Here is a 17,070-nt window from a genome sequence, read left to right as displayed (position 1 = left end):
CGACGGCGGGTAGCCCCCCTTGCGGGTCCGTCACAGCCGTTCGACGTTGGGCCCCCGGCAGCGGTTGCGCGTGTCGAAGACGAAGGTGCTGGCCTGCTCGACCATCTCGTAGTCGAAGCAGTCGTGGTCGGTCAGGATCATCACCGCGTCCGCCTGGGCGAGCTCATAGCGGGTGGCGTCGACGATCGCGATGCCGTGCGGCAGCAGGAAGTGGTCCACGTGCGGGTCGGCGGCGCGCACATCCGCGCCCAGCTTGCGCAGGGTCCTGGCCACCTCGATCGCCGGGGACTCGCGGCAGTCTCCCGCGTTCTTCTTGTACGCGAGGCCGAGCACGACCACCCGGCTGCCCTTGATCGACCTGGAGCGCTGGTTCAGCGCGAGGGCCAGCCGGTGGATGACGTGATCCGGCATGTGGTCGTTGATGTCGTTCGCCAGCTCCACGAACCGGAAGTTGTGCCCCAGACTGCGCTTGACCTTCCACGACAGGTAGGACGGGTCGATCGGCAGGCAGTGCCCGCCGACGCCCGGGCCCGGGGTGAAGCGCATGTAGCCGAACGGTTTGGTGGAAGCGGCGTCGATGGCCTCCCAGACGTCGATCCCCAACTGCCGCGCGAAGATGGCCAGCTCGTTCACCAGGGCGATGTTGATGTGCCGGAAGGTGTTCTCCAGGAGCTTGCACAGCTCGGCCACCTGGAGCGAGGAGACGGGAACGACCTCCTGCACGATCCGCTCGTAGAAGGCCTGGACCCTTTTCAGCGAGGACTCGTCGATGCCGGACACGATCTTCGGCGTGTTCTCGAGCCGCCAGCGGGCGTTTCCCGGATCGATGCGTTCCGGGCTGTAGCCGAGGAAGAAGTCCTCGGGTGCCTGCAGTCCGGAGCCCTCCTTCAGCAGGGGCAGGAGGTACTCCTCGGTGGTTCCGGGGTAGGTGGTGGACTCCAGGACCACCGTGGCGCCCGGCCGTACCAGCGGTGCGATGGATCGGGCGGCCGAGGCGATGTGACGGAGATCGGGAACGCCCTCGCTCAATGGCGTCGGCACCGTGATCACACAGATGTCGAATCCCTTGGCGTCGGCATAATCGGTAGTGGCGAGGTAGCGACCGCAGCGGTGCGCGGCGGTCAGTTCGTCGTCGCTGATGTCCTCGACATAGGACTCACCGGCGTTCAACCGCTTGATCCGCCACTCGTCCACGTCGATGCCCACGACGTCGAATCCCGCGCCGACCGCGCGCATGGCCAGCGGCAGGCCGACGTAACCCTGGCCGACGACCACCAGTTTCTCTCTCATGTCAGGACCCCCGTTACATCGAGATGAGACACGATCCGACTGTAGGAGTCCGGAGTTCTCATACCGCCGATTCGATGGCGATCCCCGGCGTGTCGTCTTATGGCGGGGTCCAGTATTCTCCGCGGCAAGGCCAGCGATTTCGGGTGTCATAAGAGTATTAACGCGGATATTTCCGTGCGTGGAGTCGGCCTTCCAGGGGATCGGGCTGTCGGCTGGATTTCGTCTATGGATGGCGGCTGGCCATCAAGAAGAGGCGATCCGTACGTGTGTGAGTGCTTTAAAGCTTCCAGGTAAGTATCGGAGGAGGGTATTCACGGGTAAAGAGCTGACCAATCGGGCATTAGCCTGGGCTCTTCTTGATCACATCTGGGTTTTTCGTGTGATGCCGTTCAAGGCATGCTCCTGCCGAATGTCGTAGCGTCTTAAAGGGGATCGACGACATTCGGGTCGTATCTCTTACGGCTGGACTTATAGCCGCTTTTAATGGCAAACGCGATGAACCAGGCGAGTGTGGAACACCGCCGTATGGATCCTTGGCGAGCTGCAGGCTGCGGCGTCCAGCCGATTGCCTGAGTAGCACAAGATACAGTGAGGAGTTGTGGCGCATGTCAAAATCACATAGCGATGCGCCCGATCGAGCAGCCGGCACAGCCTTCCCCGAAGCTCTCCAGCACGAAGCGACCATCAAAGTCAGATATTCCCGTTCTTCGGGGAATGTCGGTCGGTTGTGGATGGGGGTGGCGGCGGCGGTCGTGCTGATAGCAGGCGCGCTGGTAGGCCTGCCGCAGAGCGCCGGCGCTACGGGGCCGGTGGATATCGGTGACGCGGAGCCGTACGGGGTCGTGGCCGGAGACGAGGTCACCAACACGGATCTGACCACGGTCACCGGAGACGTCGCGGTCAGTCCCAGCAACACGCTGACCGGCTTCCCGCCCGGCACCATCAACGGTGACAGGGATCTGGGCAACGCGACCGCGGCCGCCGTCAAGGCTGATGTGGTCGCCGCCTACAACGACATCGCCGGACGGACCGCCGATTTCACGGTGGCGGCGCAGCTAGGCGGCACGACCAAGGGGCCCGGCCTGTACGCCTCCACCACCGGCGCCTTCACGATCAACGGCACACTCACCCTCGACGCGCAGGGGGATCCGAACGCCGTCTTCATCTTCCGGGCGAACACCCTGACCGCCGCCAACGTCTCCAACATCGCCCTGGCGCGCGGCGCGCAGGCCGACAACCTCTTCTGGCAGTTCAGTGACACCGTGGCGCTGGGCACCTACTGCACCTTCCGCGGCAACGTGCTGGCCCAGGACTCCGTCACGGTGAACTTCGGCGCCAGCGTCAACGGCCGGCTCTTCGCGATCAACGATTTCGTCCACATCACCGGCACCGACAGCATCCCGGCCACGCGTATCACCGTTCCCAACGACCCGCCCACCACCACTACTCTGACCACCTCGAACGACCCCTCCTGGCGAGGGGGCCCGGTCACTCTCACCGCCGTCGTGGCGCAGGTCAGCGGCACCGTGGTCCCCGCCGGCGAAGTGGTCTTCAAGGACGGCTCGACCATAATCGGCTCGAGCAATCAGGACGACGACGACGTGGCCAGGATCACGACCTCGAGCCTCGGCGCCGGCGCACACCACCTCACCGCCGTCTACCTGGGCGGCGACGTCTTCGATCACGAGGCGCTGATCCACTTCGCCCCGAGCACGTCGCCGGAAGTGGTTCAGGACGTGTCGGACAGTCTGTGGAACAAGCAGGCCACCCCGGCCGTCCAGTCTCAACCGGATACGCAGGCGATCACGGTCGGGGTGAAGTTCCGGGCCTCAGTGAGCGGGACCGTCCGCGCCATCCGGTTCTTCAAGGGCGCTTTGAACACGGGGACTCATACCGGAAGCCTGTGGACCAGCGGTGGTCAACTGCTCGCGAGCGCGACGTTCACCAGCGAGACGGCCTCTGGCTGGCAGCAGGTGAATTTCTCGACGCCTGTCTCGATCTCTGCTAATACCACCTATGTAGCGTCGTATCACACTACATCAGGATATTATTCGATGAACCGCCCGTACTTCACCTCGGCTTTCACGAACGGGCCGCTCACCGCTCTGGCGAACGGTACGGACGCGAACGGGGTGTACACCTACGGGGCGACCAGCACCTTCCCGACGAGCTCCGTGCAATCGACCAACTACTGGGTCGACGTCGTGTTCCAGCCGTCGGACAGCCTGTGGGACACAGTGGCCACTCCGGCCGTCCAGTCTCAACCTGATACGCAGGCTGTTACGGTCGGCGTGAAGTTCCGGGCCTCGACGAGCGGGAAAATCGTCGCCATCCGGTTCTTCAAGGGCGCTTCGAATACGGGGACTCATAAAGTGAGCCTGTGGAGCAGCAGTGGTCAGCTGCTCGCGAGCGCGACCTCCTCCAACGAGACAGCCTCCGGCTGGCAACAGGTGGATTTCCTGACGCCTGTCACGATCTCTGCTAATACCACCTATGTAGCGTCGTATCACACTACATCGGGATATTATTCGATAACTCGCCCGTACTTCACCTCGGCATACACGAACGGGCCGCTCACCGCTCTGGCGAATGGTACGGACGCGAACGGGGTGTACACCTACGGAGCGACCAGCACCTTCCCAACGAGCTCCTACCAGTCCACCAACTACTGGGTCGATCCGGTATTCGACTAACGGCCGCGAGTCTCCGAGATCACGACCGCCGCTGCTCATAGCGGATCCGTGAAGTCGGGGTGACCGCCAAAGGCCCCGTTGTGCAGGCAGTTCATTGCCTGCGCAGCGGGGCCGTGTCATTTCTCGGGAACCGCATCGATGCCCGCTAATGTCAAATATCCAGCGTCATATGACCGGCGGGGGATTTATCCCAGATCACAGATAAAAGGAGTTGCTCATGACTACTATTGATTTTTCCCGTTTTTGGGGGAATGCCGGTCGGTTGTGGATGGGGGTGATCGCGGCGGTCGTGCTGGTGGTAGGTGTGCTGGTGACCCTGACCGAGGGCGCGAGCGCGCCGCAGTCGGTGGACATCGGCGCCGCGGAGCCGTACGGGGTGGTGGCCGGGGTGTCGGTCAACAACACGAACCTGACCACGATCTCCGGAGACCTGGGGATCAGCCCCGCCAAGACGTTGACCGGCTTCCCGCCCGGCACCATCAACGGTAACAGGCAGCTCGGCAACGCGACCGCGGCGGCGGTCAAGGCTGATGTGGTCGCCGCCTACAACGACATCGCCGGGCGGACCGCCGATGCCACGGTGGCAGGGCAGCTCGGTGGTACGACCAAGGGGCCCGGCCTGTACGCCTCCGCCGGCGGCGGCTTCGCGATCAGCGGCACACTCACCCTCGACGCGCAGGGAGATCCGGACGCGATCTTCATCTTCCGGGCGGACACCCTGACCACCACCAGGGTCAGCAACATCGCCCTGGTGCGCGGCGCACAGGCCGACAGCGTCTTCTGGCAGCTCGGCGACACCGCGGCGCTGGGGATCTACAGCACCTTCCGTGGCAACGTGCTGGCCCAGCGCACCGTCACCGTGAACTTCGGCGCCAGCATCGACGGCCGGGTCTTCTCCCTGAACGGCTCCGTCAACACCACCGGCACCGACAGCATCCCGGCCACTCGCATCGCGATCCCCAACGACCCGCCTACCACCACCACTTTGACCAGCTCCCGCAACCCGTCCGCGAAGGGGCAGGCGGTCACGTTCACCGCCACCGTGGTCGCGGTCAGCGGCAAGCTGGTCCCGGCGGGTGAAGTGGTCTTCAAGGACGGCTCGACCGTTCTCGGCTCGGTATTCCTCAACCGCACCGGCCGTGCGGTGTTCACGACCTCCAGCCTCGACCGAGGGCAGCACCGGATCGTCGCCGTATATCTGGGCGGCGACAGCTTCGACCACGAGGCGCTAATCCACCACGCCCCGAGCAAATCCGACCCGGTGCTGCAAATCGTCAACGCCTAGATCTGACGGGGCATCCCCCACCCCGTCAAAAGCACAACCCCACCCATCCTGTACGGCACAGCACGGGAAGACCCACCCGCCGCCCCGGGTCACCGGCATTCCAGGGTCACGCTCACCGGCCGCGCCGCCACCCACCGCGACGTGCGCATGGTCACCGTCTACGTTCCCCTCCACCACCCGGAGCGCCCGAGCCCCCTAAGCCCCCGAGATCCCGAGCTCCTGAGGCCGTGAGGTCCCGAGCTCCTGAGGCCGTGAGGTCCTGAGCCCCTGAGGTCCCGAGCCCCCCGAGCCCCCGAGGGCCGGTTGGGCGGTTCGGGGTTTTCGGTTCCAGTCGGTGGGTCGAGTTGCCCGATCAGTGGTGCGGCATCGGTGGGGCGGCGGGTTTCAGCGGGCGCCACCACCGCTGGTTGTCCTCGTACCAGCGCACCGTCGCCGCCAGGCCGTCCGCGAACCCCGTCAGCGGTTCGTAGCCCAGGGCTCGGAGCTTGCCGTAGTCGACGGAATAGCGACGGTCGTGCCCGAGCCGGTCCGGCACCTGCCTGACCATTTCCCATCCCGTCCCGAGCGTGGCCAGCAGCAGCTCGGTGAGCTCCCGGTTGGTGAGTTCGGTGCCGCCGCCGATGTTGTACGTCTCTCCCGGCGAGCCCTTCTCCAGCACCAGGTGAATGCCCCGGCAGTGGTCGTCGACGTGCAGCCAGTCCCGTACGTTCAGTCCGTCGCCGTAGAGGGGGACCTGCTCGCGGTCGAGGAGATTGGTGACGAAGAGCGGGATGAGTTTCTCCGGGTGCTGGTAAGGGCCGTAGTTGTTGGAACAGCGGGTCACCCGGACATCGAGGCCGTACGTCTGGTGATACGCCCGGCAGAGCAGGTCGCTGCCGGCCTTGGCCGCCGAGTACGGAGAGTTCGGGAGCAGGGGCTCGTCCTCGGACCAGGATCCTTCCGCGATCGACCCGTACACCTCGTCGGTGGAGACGTGCACCACCGTCCGGACGCCGGCCTCCAGCGCCGCCTGCAGCAGTCTCTGGGTGCCCAGCACGTTCGTCGTCACGAAGTCACCGGCTCCCGTGATGGACCGGTCGACGTGCGTCTCGGCCGCGAAGTTCACGATCACCTCGCACTCGGGGACGATCTCCGCGAGAAGCTGCAGGTCGGTGATGTCTCCGTGAATAAACGTGTAGCCGGGATGTCCGTCTACGGGCGCAAGATTGGCGAGATTTCCGGCGTAGGTGAGCTTGTCGAGAACGGTGATGTTCACGGCCTCGTAGCCCGGATACGAGCCGAGCAGCAGTGAGCGTACATAGTGCGAGCCGATGAATCCGGCGCCGCCGGTGACCAGAATCCTCATGAGCGCACCTGAATCTTGCTGTGATCGCCCACCATGAGCTCGTGGGTGTTCGGTATGCCTTCCGCACGGTTCACTTCGACGTTACGCCCGATCAGGGAGTGTCCGATGCGCGAGACGCCGCGGATGGATGAGCTGTCGAGCACGATGGAGTACTCGATCTCGGTGTTCGCCAGCTCGCACCTCGCCCCGATCGAGGTGAAGGGGCCGACATAGGAAGAGATGATCTTGGAGTCCGCCCCGATCACGATGGGCCCGCGCAGGACGGAGTCCTCCACCACCGCGCCCCGCTCGACGACGACTCGCCCGGTGATCTCACTCCGGCCGTCTACGGTGCCGCTGATGTCAGGCTCGATCTGTTCGAGGATGATCCGGTTGCATTCCAGCATGTCCTGCAGCCGCCCGGTGTCCTTCCAATAGCCGCTGACGAAGTGGGAGTGGACGCGGTAGCCCTTGTCGATCAGCCAGGTGATGGCGTCCGTGATCTCCAGCTCGCCGCGCGCGGACGGTGTGATGCTCCGCACGGCCTCGTGGATGACCGGGGAGAAGATGTAGACCCCGACGATCGCGAGATCGCTGCGCGGGTGCTCCGGTTTCTCCTCCAGCCCGAGGATCTCGCCTTCCGGCCCGAGCTCGGCCACGCCGTAGAACTGTGGTTCGGCGACCTTGGTGAGCAGGATCTGCGCGTCATGGTCGGCCCCGCGGAACGCGTCGACCAGGCTGGTGATGCCCCCCACCAGGAAGTTGTCGCCCAGGTACATCACGAAGGGCTCGTCGGCGAGGAACTCTCCGGCGATCAGGACGCAGTGAGCCAGCCCCAAGGGGGCCTGCTGGGGGATGTAGGTGATGTCGAGGCCGAACTTTGAGCCGTCCCCGACGGCCGCGCGCACCTCGTGGGCCGTGTCGCCGACGATGATGCCCACGCTGGTGATGCCCGCGTCTCGTAGTGCTTCGAGTCCGTAGAAGAGGACCGGTTTGTTGGCCACGGGGACCAGCTGTTTCGCCGAGGTATGGGTGAGCGGGCGCAGCCTCGTCCCCTTGCCACCCGCTAGAACGAGCGCCTTCATCCGCTTCCTGAGTCCTTCCGCGAAGAGCAACGGCGGCCTGTCCGCTGGAGTTTATGCCGCGCCGCGACCAGGGGACCTTCGCGGTTCCGCGCTCTTGTCGAAGAAAACCCGGCCCGTTGCCGAGACTAGATGGTTCCGCGATCGCGAAAAGTCCATGTTCGGTGTATCAGATAGCTCAGTGGTGGACTTATGACTATTATCAGGCCCTGCGCGATCATGATGGGAATTCCGATGATGCCCACGAGGATCGGCAGGCTGATGAGGGACGCCCCGAGGAAGCTCAGGCCGACCACATAGAATCGCAGGTACCCCCGCAGCCAGGACTCGCCGGAGACCCGGAACACCACCAGCCGATACCACGGGTACACGATCACCACGGTGACGAAGTGGCTGGTCACGACCAGGACAAGATAGGGAACGGCATCCTCGGCGGCGAGCAATGCTAGGCCAAGGAGACAGTAATAGACAACTGCCGTCATGGCGCCGGCCATTAGATATGTGATGCGGTTTCCAGCAAAAGCGGAGATCAGAGCCCGCCACCAGAAATGCGGCTTCTTGTCGCTTTTGGCGTGGCTTTCCACGTCAACCATGTCGCCCGCACTCCAGATCGTCGTGTGGTGGGGGCAGCATGATTGTAACCGGCTCACACTGGATGATCGGGGGATCAATGTCGGTGTCGGTGGTAATTCCGTGTTACCGATCCGCGCGCACTCTTCCAGCGCTGGTGGCCAGGATCCTGTCGACCATGAGCGAGGCCTCCGTCCGTCACGAGGTGATCCTCGTCGTCGACGGCAGTCCGGACGACACCTGGGCGACGGCCGCCGGACTGGCCCGTCGGAACGAGGCCGTACGAGCGATCCACCTCTCCCGCAACTACGGCCAGCACAACGCGCTGATCGCCGGCATCAGGGAGGCGGCCTTCGAGGTCGTCGTCACGTTGGATGACGACCTGCAGCATCCGCCGGAGCAGATTCCGCTCCTGCTGGCCGCTCTTGAGGGCGATCGTCTCGACCTGGTCTACGGCGTCTCCTACCGCGAGGAGCACGGTTTTCTCCGGAGCTTCGCCTCCCGATCGGTGAAGGCCGGGATGTCCAGCGCGCTGGGCATCCGCTCCGCCCGGGCGATCAGTGCCTTCCGCGCCTTCCGCACGCGGCTGCGCGACGGGTTCGAAGATCTGTCGGGGCCGCATGCCTCGGTCGACGTGGCCCTGTCGTGGGCCACCTCCCAGGTCGGGTCGGTCCGCGTGCGCATGAACGAACGCCATCACGGGCGCTCCAACTACTCGGCGCGGCTGCTGATCCGGCACGCGGTGAACATGCTGCTCGGCTACAGCACGGCGCCCCTGCGGGCGGCGAGCTATCTCGGATTTCTCGTCGGCGTCGTCGGCCTGCTGCTGGGCGGGGCCGTCCTGTGGCGGTTCGCCACGGGGGAGACCACGGTGGCCGGCTTCACGACCATCGCCTCGATGGTCGCGCTCTTCTCCTCCGCGCAGCTCATCTCCATCGGTGTCCTCGGGGAGTACATCGGCCGCATTCATGGCAGCGGTATGGGCCGGCCGACCTACGTCGTGCGTGAGCGCGTCGGACTGACCGCCTCCGCTGACGTGCGTCCCGGCGGTTCTAGTGTTCCCGCCCAGGCAGGAGCGCGCTCCGGACCAGATGAACCGTGAGAACCGTCCGTACGGGCTCGAACCCGTATCGGGCCCATGCCCGCTGCACTCGCGTGTTGTGCCCCTGGGTGGAGATGACGACCTCGCCCGCGCCGCGCGCCAGCGTGCGGTCCTCGACCGCCTTGAGCAGGTGAGCGTACAGACCGCGCCCCTGCTGCTCGGAGACCACGCCGGCGAGCAGGATCTCCGTCCGGGCTTCGTCCTCTTCCAGGGTGGCCAGCGCGAGGACGGGCGACTCCGTCCCGGCCGCGCGCCGATCCACCAGCGCCAGGCAGCCGCCTTCGGCGGCTGACCGCAGCGCCCATTCCTGGTAGCCGGCGACCGCGTCGGCGGCGTCGAACAGGGGATTGGCCAGGTAGTGGTTCCCGTATGCGAGGAAGATGTCGGACACCAGCTCCTCGATCGCGGCGGTTCCGGTCAGCTCGGTCGCGCGCAGCTCTGGCGACGCCTCGGGCGTCCGGCCCTCTCCGGCGCGCAGCCGCCAGTACACCAGGGAGTCCGCGAAGATGGCCGTCCGGCCCGGAGTGGTCAGCTGGGCGTACCAGCCGACGTACTCGGCCGGGTAGCGAAGGACGATCACGTCCGCAGCGGAGCGTACGACAGCCTCGCGGACCGCGGAGAGCGACGATCCGGACTCGGCGGAGACGGCGAGCCGCTCCACCGAGCAGCCGAACCGCGCGGACTCGAGCGGAGACTCCCGCGCCTGTACGGCTTCCGCCTCGATCACGTCCTGCCAGGCCATCAGCTCACCTCGTAGGCTCGGACCGCGTCGATCACGCGTGACAGGTCGGCGTCGTCCAGGTCGGCGAACAGCGGCAGCCGTACGAGACGGTCGGCGACCTCCTCGGTGACCGGGCAGCCGCCCGGGGCCGTCCGCCCGTACCGCCTACCCGCGGGTGAATCATGGAGCGGCTGGTAGTGGAAGGCCGCCTGCGCGCCACGGTCGGCGAGATGACCGATGAAGGCCTGGCGGTTCGCCAGGTCGGGGAGTAGCAGGTAGTACAAGTGCGCCGGATGTGTGCACCCGTCCGGGATCGTCGGCTGGGCGACCCCGTTCTCCGCTGCCCAATCCGCCAGTTCCTCGTGATACCTGTTCCACGCGGACTGGCGTCGGAACTGGATCTTGTCGAACGATTCGAGCTGCGAGGTGAGCTGCGCGGCGAGCACGTCCGACGGCAGGTAGCTGGACCCGATGTCGACCCACCGGTACTTGTCCACCTGGCCGCGGAAGAACCGGCTCCGGTCGGTGCCCTTCTCCCTGACGATCTCCGCGCGCTCGACGAGGCCGGCGTCGTTCAGGAGCAGCGCGCCGCCCTCTCCGCACTGCACGTTCTTCGTCTCGTGGAAGCTCTGGGCGGTCATGCAGCCGAACGACCCGAGTGGACGGTCCTGGTAGAACCCGCCCAGTCCATGGGCGTTGTCCTCGATGACCGCGAGGCCGTGCCGTCGCGCGAGCTCGCCGATCACCTCCATCGCGCACCCGACACCCGCGTAGTGGACGACCACGATGGCCCGGGTGCGGTCGGTGATCGCGGCTTCGAGCTGACGTTCATCCAGGTTCAGCGTGTCCGGCCGGCAGTCGGCGAACACCGGGACGGCCCCGCGCAGCGCGTAGGCGTTGGCCGTCGACATGAAGGTGAACGACGGCATGATCACTTCGTCGCCGGGCCGCAGGTCGAGCAGGAGCGCCGACATCTCCAGGGCGTGCGTGCACGAGGTGGTCAGCAGCGCCCGGTGGGCCCCGGTGATCTCCGTGAGGAGCCGGGTGGCCCGCTCGGTGAAGGGCCCGTCGCCGCGGGTGAACCGCCGGAGTACGGCCTCCGCCAAATAGTCGAGCTCGTTCTCCGAGATGTGCGGCACGTTGAAGGGGATCGCCGTCAGGCCGGTTGCGTTCACGAACGCAGTGAACAACGGGCCGGGCCGGCCGACACGCATGGTGCCTTGTGGCTGGATGAGGCATTACGCAAGCCTTACCTCACCACCTCACATCGAGCCGTCCGGCAGCCGATAGACGGCGTAATCACCGGACCGGAACTGGAATTCCGCGAAATCGCCGATTCGCCGGCTGGGATTCGCCCGGAGCTCGTCGACGAAGAGCCAGCGCACCCCGTAGCTCTCTCGCAGGCGCCGCATGGCGGTCTGGCTCGGCGACTGAAAGGCCGTGTCGTTCATCTTGATCAGTTCGGTGTCCCAGAACGGCAGGCCTTCGGGCAGCAGCCCCGGACGCCAGTGGCTCAGGTTCGTGGCCGTGTAGGCCCAGCCCTCGACCAGCACGTGCCGTTCGGACAGCGCGGCCACCCACGGGTAGCGGGTGTCGCACGGATGCTCGTACCCCAAGCGGCAGTGCGTGTTCGTGGCCACCAGGTCGTCCGGCTCGGAATGGTCGCGCAGCCACCGTCCGGCGGCCAGGGCCCCCTGGGGGATCACCCGGTTCTCCACCGGCCGGACCACCGGATTGGGATCCTCCCCGGTGACGTTGTCGATGGCGGAAAGGACGCGTGCGTGCCAGTACGCGGGCAGGCCGATGGCCGCGAACGCGACGAGCACGAGGGCCGAGGCGTGGGCGCGTCCCCTCAGGAGAGCCAAGAGGAGGCCCGCCAGCACGGTCAGGGCCACCAGGGTGAGATAGGGCCGGTACAGGCTCCCGTCCTCCTGGCCGGAGCCCAGCGGAATCTTGACGCCACACAGGATGGGGATCAGGTACGCGGCGACGAGCCCCGCGCCCATCGAGCACACGACCGCCTTGGGCGACACCCGTGCCCGCCGCAGGAGGATGAGGATCCCATAGGCCGCGACGGCGGCCAGGTAGGGGTAGGCCCCCCAGAAGAAGAAGAGCTGGCTCTGGCCCGGGTGCCCGAGCAGCAGCACCGCGCCGAGCCCGGCCGCGCCCATGCCGAGCATGAGGCTCACCCGTGGCCGCATGAGCAGCTTTGGCCTGCTCAGCAGCCCGAGGATGCCGGACCAGGTCACGGCCCAGCAGAGCAGATACACCAAGGTGAGAGCCAGCGTCGAGCCCGGCGAGGGCGTGGTCAGTCCGGTGAGTCTGCTCCAGGTGCCGCGCATGAAGGACAGCGGGTCCGTGACCAGCCCTTGCCGCTCCTGGCCGAACAGGAAGAACTGCGCGAAGAGCACGCATGCCGCGGTCATCCCCAGCAGGATGAGTACGGGCGTGGACGGCCGGCGCCGCCTCATCACGTCGACGGCGGCCACGACCAGCAGTCCAGCGCCGAGCAGGGGCAGATAGGTGGCTTTGGCGCCGGTCAGGACCACCAGGAAGAGCCCGGCCAGCAGCCATGTGCGGGTGTCGCGCCACCGGCGCTCGAGAAGGTCCACCAGGAGGAGGACGAGGGGAGCGAACAGCAGCGCGCCCAGCGTCTGCGTGGGGCTGATCCACGCGGTGTCCGGAACCCCTCCCCAGGTGAACACTCCGTTCGTGCCCAGGTACAGGCTCGGCGCGCCCACGAAGATCGTGCCCACGAGGGTGACGACCCCGCCGATCCATGAGCCCGTGACGCGGCGCCCGGTCATGCCGGCCAGGACGACGAACGCGGCCAGCATGGGCAGCATCCCCAGGCGGTACAGCAGGACAAGAGGTTCCACTCCGGACAGCCAACTCGCCGCCGCGAGATGCGCGTAGACGAACCAGTGGTACGCCAGAGGCTCGCCCACGACCATCGGCACCGAGGGCGGCACATGGTGCTTCAACTCGCCGATCAGCGCCAGATGAAACGGCATGTCGGGAGCCGACGCCCCGAGACCGGGCCAGGTGATGGCGTGGGTGCCGAAGAACTTGAGGGCGCTGCAGCCGACCAGCAGAGCGATGACGAGGGCGAGGGCCCATGACCACCACAGGGGAGTCGCCGGGCGGGATCCGGCCCGCCAGTGCCCGCGCAGGGACGGGACCGCGAGGAAGAGTGCGTAAGTGGTCAACGGCCACACCGCGACGAGCAGCGGCATTCCGACGGCGCGAGCGCCTATGTAGACCAGGATCTCCACGGCGTAACCGAACGCCAGGCCCAGTGCGATCTCCTCTGCCCATGTGCGCGGAGCGCGGTACAGGGCCCTGATCGCCAGGACTCCGGGCAGCGCCAGCCCCAAGACGACGTAGATGGCGAACAGCGCCAGGTCCGTGCCGGACACTCCATAGCGAATCAGTACGGCAGCGGTGAAAGCCGTCACGAAGGCGGCCGCGAGCCGGCCGGACAGTGCGGGCCACCAGCGGACCGGGCGCCGGGCGCCGCGTGCGGGCCGTACCGGATGTGCTGCCTCCACCGTGCTCAGCCGGCTCGGCGCGGAACCGTTGACAGGCGAGATCTTGTCCATGGCCGCAAGCTTGGTGCGGCGAGGGCTTCGATCGGGCCGGGCCCCCTGCTCGCGGCTGTTTCTTGCCGGTTCTTTGTCCGGGCCAAAGGGTGATGGCTCGCGTTCTCCGGAGATATGCCGATCTCTGCGGCGAATGAGTTGTTAGCGGAGAATCAACACCCGCGTCCGTCCTGCCGGAAAATCGCCCTGCCCTCACCCGATTAACGAAAGAGCCGGGCATCGTTGTATTCATTTGCTCATGGCCCCCCGTGACGGCTGAGAAGTTCACTGAAATCAGTGTGATCCAGGGGGTGCATCATGCCCGGCAGTGAGAAAAAGACCGGTTTGTGGTGGCGGACATTTCGCAGTCCGCCGGTTGTGCTGGGTGCGGGCATGGTGGCCGCGCTGGGCATCCTCGGTGCCGCCCAGGTGCCGGTGGGTGAGAACGGTGTTGTGGGCATCACCGCGAACGTCACCGCTTACCCGGACCAGGGCACGACGGAGTCCGGCGTCGCGGCCCCTCGTATCGGCGAGGCCGCACGCGAGGGCTTGGCAGCGATCAAGGCCGCCCACGGCCGCCCGCCGGGCCCGCCCAGGAGGAGGCATGCCGTGATGGCGGCGGATCCCTGCCCGCCGACCTCGGTCATCTGCGTGGAGAACGCCCTTCCCGGCAATCCGCCGAGCGAGTGGGACGTGGTGGGGGCGGGTAGCGCAAATATCCAGGGATATGCGACGGATATCAGCATCAACAAAGGGACGACCGTAAATTTCAAGGTGGACACAGACGCCACCGACTACCGGTTGGACATCTACCGCATCGGCTACTACAGCGGCATGGGAGCGCGAAAGATCGCCACGGTGGAGCCGTCCGCCACGTTGCCTCAGGTGCAGGACACGTGCGTCAGCGATACGGTCACCGGACTGGTCGACTGCGGGAACTGGGTGGTGTCCGCGTCCTGGGCGGTGCCGGGCACCGCCGTTTCCGGCGTCTATATCGCGAAGCTGGTACGCGAAGACGGCACCTTCGGCGAGAGCCAGATCACCTTCGTCGTACGAGATGACACGCGCGGCGCGGACGTCCTGGTGCAGACCTCTGACGCGACATGGCAGGCGTACAACAACTACGGCGGAAACAGCCTGTACACCGGAAGCCCGGCGGGGCGTGCCTTCAAGGTCAGCTACAACCGGCCGTTCAACAACCGGAGCGCTGAAGTCAGTGGCGCGCCGGAGTCCTTCTTCTACAACTCCGAATACCCGATGGTCAGATGGCTTGAGGCCAACGCCTATGACGTGAGCTACGCCACGAACGTCGACACCGCAAGGCTAGGGGCGGAGCTGCTTGAGCATCGCGCGTTCCTGTCGGTCGGCCACGACGAGTACTGGTCCCTGGAAATGCGGAACAACGTCGAGGCCGCCCGGGGCAGCGCGGTCAACCTGGCCTTCTTCTCGGGCAACGAGATGTTCTGGAAGACCAGGTGGGAGCCGAGCATCGACGGCGCGGCCACGCCGTTCCGGACCATGGTCTGCTACAAGGAGACGCTGGCGAACGCCAAGATCGACCCGAGTCCGCAATGGACCGGCACCTGGCGTGACCCGCGTTTCTCGCCGCCGTCGAACGGCGGCCGGCCGGAGAACGCCGTGACCGGCACGATGTTCGCGGTCAACGGCACTGTCTCCGACTCGGTGGCCGTTCCCGCGGCGTACCGGAGCATGCGGCTGTGGCGCAACACGTCCGTGGCGAACCTCCTGCCCGGACAGACGGCGATCTTTCCGGCTGGAACGCTGGGCTATGAATGGGACGCGGCGCCTGACAACCTGACGACCCCCGCGGGCTCGGTGAAGTACTCCAGCATGACGATGGGCAGGATGGACAAGATCCTGCTCAACTTCGGCGGCGGATACGGGGCCGGGGTCTCGACCCACAATCTGATCCTCTACCGGCACTCCAGCGGTGCGCGCGTCTTCGGCGCGGGCACCGTGCAGTGGTCGTGGGGGCTTGACGCCGTTCACTACCGGCCTGGTACGCCTACGGACGTCCGGATGCAGCAGGCGACCGTCAATCTCTTCGCCGACATGAGGCTGCAGCCGGCGAGCCTGCAGCCGGGCCTGGTTCCGGCGACCGCGTCACCGGACACCTCCCCTCCGACGACGACGATCACGAGTCCGTCCAGCGGTGCCGCCGTGGCGAGTGGCACCACGGTCTCCATCCGGGGGACGGCGATCGACCTCGGGGGCGGACAACTGGGGGGCGTCGAAGTATCCCCGGACGGCGGCAACCGGTGGTTCCAGGCGAAGGGGCTCGCGGACTGGCAGTTCAGCTGGACGACCGGCGCGGCCGGGCCGGTGACGATACTGGCGCGAGCGGTCGACGACAGCGGAAATCTCCAGACGACGCCGACCCAGAGGGCCGTCTCCGTCACCACACCTTGCCCCTGCACCACGTGGCCGCCGTCCGCGACGCCCGCCACCGCTTCGCACGCGGATCCCGCCGCGGTGGAGGTGGGCGTGAAATTCCAGCCCACCAGTCCGGGCCACATAAGCGGCATCAGATTTTACAAGGGGGCGCTCAACACGGGAACGCACACGGGTAGTCTCTGGACCTCCACGGGTCAGCTCCTGGCCAGAGCGACGTTCACCGGTGAATCGGCGAGCGGCTGGCAGCAGGTGAACTTTTCCACGTCCGTCCCGGTGAGCGCCAACACCACTTATGTCGCCTCGTATTACGCGCCGTCCGGGAGGTATTCGATAACCCGGCCGTATTTCACTCAGCAGTATTCGTCCGGGCTGCTCATCGGACTGGCGAACGGTGCCGTCGCCGGGGGCAACGGCGTCTATTCGTACAGCGCGACGCCCGTCTTTCCCACCGGTACCTACCAGTCCACGAACTACTGGGTGGACGTGGTGTTCTCGCCGTCGAGCACACTGTGGGAGGAGACGGCGCAACCGGCGCTCGATTCCAGCGGTGACACCAAGGCGGTCGTCACCGGGGTGAAGTTCAGTCCCACCTCGAACGGAGTCGCCACCGGAGTCCGGTTCTACAAGTCTCCGCAGAACACGGGAACCCACGTCGGGACCCTGTGGACGGAAGGCGGCCAACTGCTCGCGAGCGCGACATTCACCAACGAGACTCCGTCCGGGTGGCAGCAGGTGAACTTCGCGACACCGGTCCCGCTCACCGCGAACACCACGTACGTGGCCGCCTATTACATGCCTCAGGGAAATTACTCGATAACCAGGCCGTTCTTCACGACGGGATATGGCCGCGGCCCGCTCTACGCACCGGCTGGTACCGAGGTGGTGGGAAGTAACGGGGTATACAAGTACGGGACGCCGACCACGTTCCCCACCAATGCCTACCAGGTCAGCAATTACTGGGTCGATGTGCTGTTCGACGCCGCAGCGAGTTAACGCGCCGCGCGCCG

At 66.2% G+C, this 17,070-nt stretch carries 11 protein-coding genes; 4 read left to right on the top strand and 7 right to left on the bottom strand.

Annotated elements, in window-relative coordinates; all coding sequences use genetic code 11:
- Positions 1–30: 30 nt before the first annotated feature.
- Entirely contained in the window at positions 31–1,290 is a 1,260-nt protein-coding gene (locus tag KLK06_RS36175; protein ID WP_214640114.1) for a nucleotide sugar dehydrogenase, read from the bottom strand.
- A 605-nt stretch (positions 1,291–1,895) separates the two neighbouring features.
- On the opposite strand from KLK06_RS36175, the gene KLK06_RS36170 reads away from it, so the two are divergent.
- Positions 1,896–3,983, top strand: a complete 2,088-nt coding sequence (locus KLK06_RS36170) for a DUF4082 domain-containing protein (protein ID WP_214640113.1) — start codon at positions 1,896–1,898, stop codon at positions 3,981–3,983.
- Positions 3,984–4,200: 217 nt separating this feature from the next.
- The gene (locus KLK06_RS36165) at positions 4,201–5,268 is read left to right on the top strand and encodes an ice-binding family protein (protein ID WP_214640112.1); all 1,068 of its coding nucleotides are present in this window, start codon (positions 4,201–4,203) and stop codon (positions 5,266–5,268) included.
- Positions 5,269–5,620: 352 nt separating this feature from the next.
- Here the strand turns inward: KLK06_RS36165 and rfbB are convergent, their stop codons facing one another.
- The 3 genes from rfbB to KLK06_RS36150 all read right to left on the bottom strand — a co-directional run bounded on the left by rfbB (position 5,621) and on the right by KLK06_RS36150 (position 8,267).
- Entirely contained in the window at positions 5,621–6,613 is a 993-nt protein-coding gene (rfbB, locus tag KLK06_RS36160) for a dTDP-glucose 4,6-dehydratase (RefSeq protein ID WP_214640111.1), read from the bottom strand.
- Positions 6,610–7,677 carry a glucose-1-phosphate thymidylyltransferase gene (locus KLK06_RS36155; RefSeq protein ID WP_214640110.1) on the bottom strand — a complete coding sequence of 356 codons (1,068 nt, stop codon included), beginning with the start codon at positions 7,675–7,677 and terminating at the stop codon, positions 6,610–6,612. The genes rfbB and KLK06_RS36155 overlap by 4 nt, the downstream gene beginning before the upstream one ends.
- A 125-nt stretch (positions 7,678–7,802) precedes the next feature.
- On the bottom strand, positions 7,803–8,267 hold the full coding sequence (locus KLK06_RS36150; protein ID WP_214640109.1) for a GtrA family protein: 465 nt from the start codon (positions 8,265–8,267) through the stop codon (positions 7,803–7,805).
- A 38-nt stretch (positions 8,268–8,305) separates the two neighbouring features.
- Between KLK06_RS36150 and KLK06_RS36145 the strand changes: the two genes are divergently transcribed.
- On the top strand, positions 8,306–9,346 hold the full coding sequence (locus KLK06_RS36145; protein ID WP_308168600.1) for a glycosyltransferase family 2 protein: 1,041 nt from the start codon (positions 8,306–8,308) through the stop codon (positions 9,344–9,346).
- Here KLK06_RS36145 and KLK06_RS36140 read toward each other — a convergent pair.
- The 3 genes from KLK06_RS36140 to KLK06_RS36130 form a co-directional block, all read right to left on the bottom strand.
- Entirely contained in the window at positions 9,297–10,088 is a 792-nt protein-coding gene (locus KLK06_RS36140; protein WP_214640107.1) for an N-acetyltransferase, read from the bottom strand. The two genes, KLK06_RS36145 and KLK06_RS36140, sit on opposite strands and share 50 nt — an antisense overlap.
- Complete coding sequence (gene rffA, locus KLK06_RS36135) at positions 10,088–11,242, bottom strand: dTDP-4-amino-4,6-dideoxygalactose transaminase (RefSeq protein WP_308168599.1); 1,155 nt, start codon at positions 11,240–11,242, stop codon at positions 10,088–10,090. The genes KLK06_RS36140 and rffA overlap by 1 nt, the downstream gene beginning before the upstream one ends.
- A gap of 87 nt (positions 11,243–11,329) precedes the next feature.
- The gene (locus tag KLK06_RS36130) at positions 11,330–13,669 is read right to left on the bottom strand and encodes a hypothetical protein (protein ID WP_214640105.1); all 2,340 of its coding nucleotides are present in this window, start codon (positions 13,667–13,669) and stop codon (positions 11,330–11,332) included.
- A gap of 372 nt (positions 13,670–14,041) precedes the next feature.
- Between KLK06_RS36130 and KLK06_RS36125 the strand changes: the two genes are divergently transcribed.
- Positions 14,042–17,056 carry a N,N-dimethylformamidase beta subunit family domain-containing protein gene (locus KLK06_RS36125; RefSeq protein WP_250906539.1) on the top strand — a complete coding sequence of 1,005 codons (3,015 nt, stop codon included), beginning with the start codon at positions 14,042–14,044 and terminating at the stop codon, positions 17,054–17,056.
- Positions 17,057–17,070 lie beyond the last annotated feature (14 nt).

It is taken from the genome of Nonomuraea sp. NEAU-A123 (assembly GCF_018603905.1).
Lineage (GTDB): Bacteria > Actinomycetota > Actinomycetes > Streptosporangiales > Streptosporangiaceae > Nonomuraea.
The sequence above is the reverse complement of the archived record's forward strand: the minus strand, read 5'-3'. Positions and strand labels throughout refer to the sequence as shown.

What these genes read in the sequence shown, in the direction of transcription:
- KLK06_RS36175 (WP_214640114.1), bottom strand. Translation starts at nt 1,290, where the DNA reads ATGAGAGAGAAACTGGTGGTCGTCGGCCAGGGTTACGTCGGCCTGCCG.
- KLK06_RS36170 (WP_214640113.1), top strand. Translation starts at nt 1,896, where the DNA reads ATGTCAAAATCACATAGCGATGCGCCCGATCGAGCAGCCGGCACAGCC.
- KLK06_RS36165 (WP_214640112.1), top strand. Translation starts at nt 4,201, where the DNA reads ATGACTACTATTGATTTTTCCCGTTTTTGGGGGAATGCCGGTCGGTTG.
- rfbB (WP_214640111.1), bottom strand. Translation starts at nt 6,613, where the DNA reads ATGAGGATTCTGGTCACCGGCGGCGCCGGATTCATCGGCTCGCACTAT.
- KLK06_RS36155 (WP_214640110.1), bottom strand. Translation starts at nt 7,677, where the DNA reads ATGAAGGCGCTCGTTCTAGCGGGTGGCAAGGGGACGAGGCTGCGCCCG.
- KLK06_RS36150 (WP_214640109.1), bottom strand. Translation starts at nt 8,267, where the DNA reads ATGGTTGACGTGGAAAGCCACGCCAAAAGCGACAAGAAGCCGCATTTC.
- KLK06_RS36145 (WP_308168600.1), top strand. Translation starts at nt 8,306, where the DNA reads ATGATTGTAACCGGCTCACACTGGATGATCGGGGGATCAATGTCGGTG.
- KLK06_RS36140 (WP_214640107.1), bottom strand. Translation starts at nt 10,088, where the DNA reads ATGGCCTGGCAGGACGTGATCGAGGCGGAAGCCGTACAGGCGCGGGAG.
- KLK06_RS36130 (WP_214640105.1), bottom strand. Translation starts at nt 13,669, where the DNA reads ATGGACAAGATCTCGCCTGTCAACGGTTCCGCGCCGAGCCGGCTGAGC.
- KLK06_RS36125 (WP_250906539.1), top strand. Translation starts at nt 14,042, where the DNA reads ATGGTGGCCGCGCTGGGCATCCTCGGTGCCGCCCAGGTGCCGGTGGGT.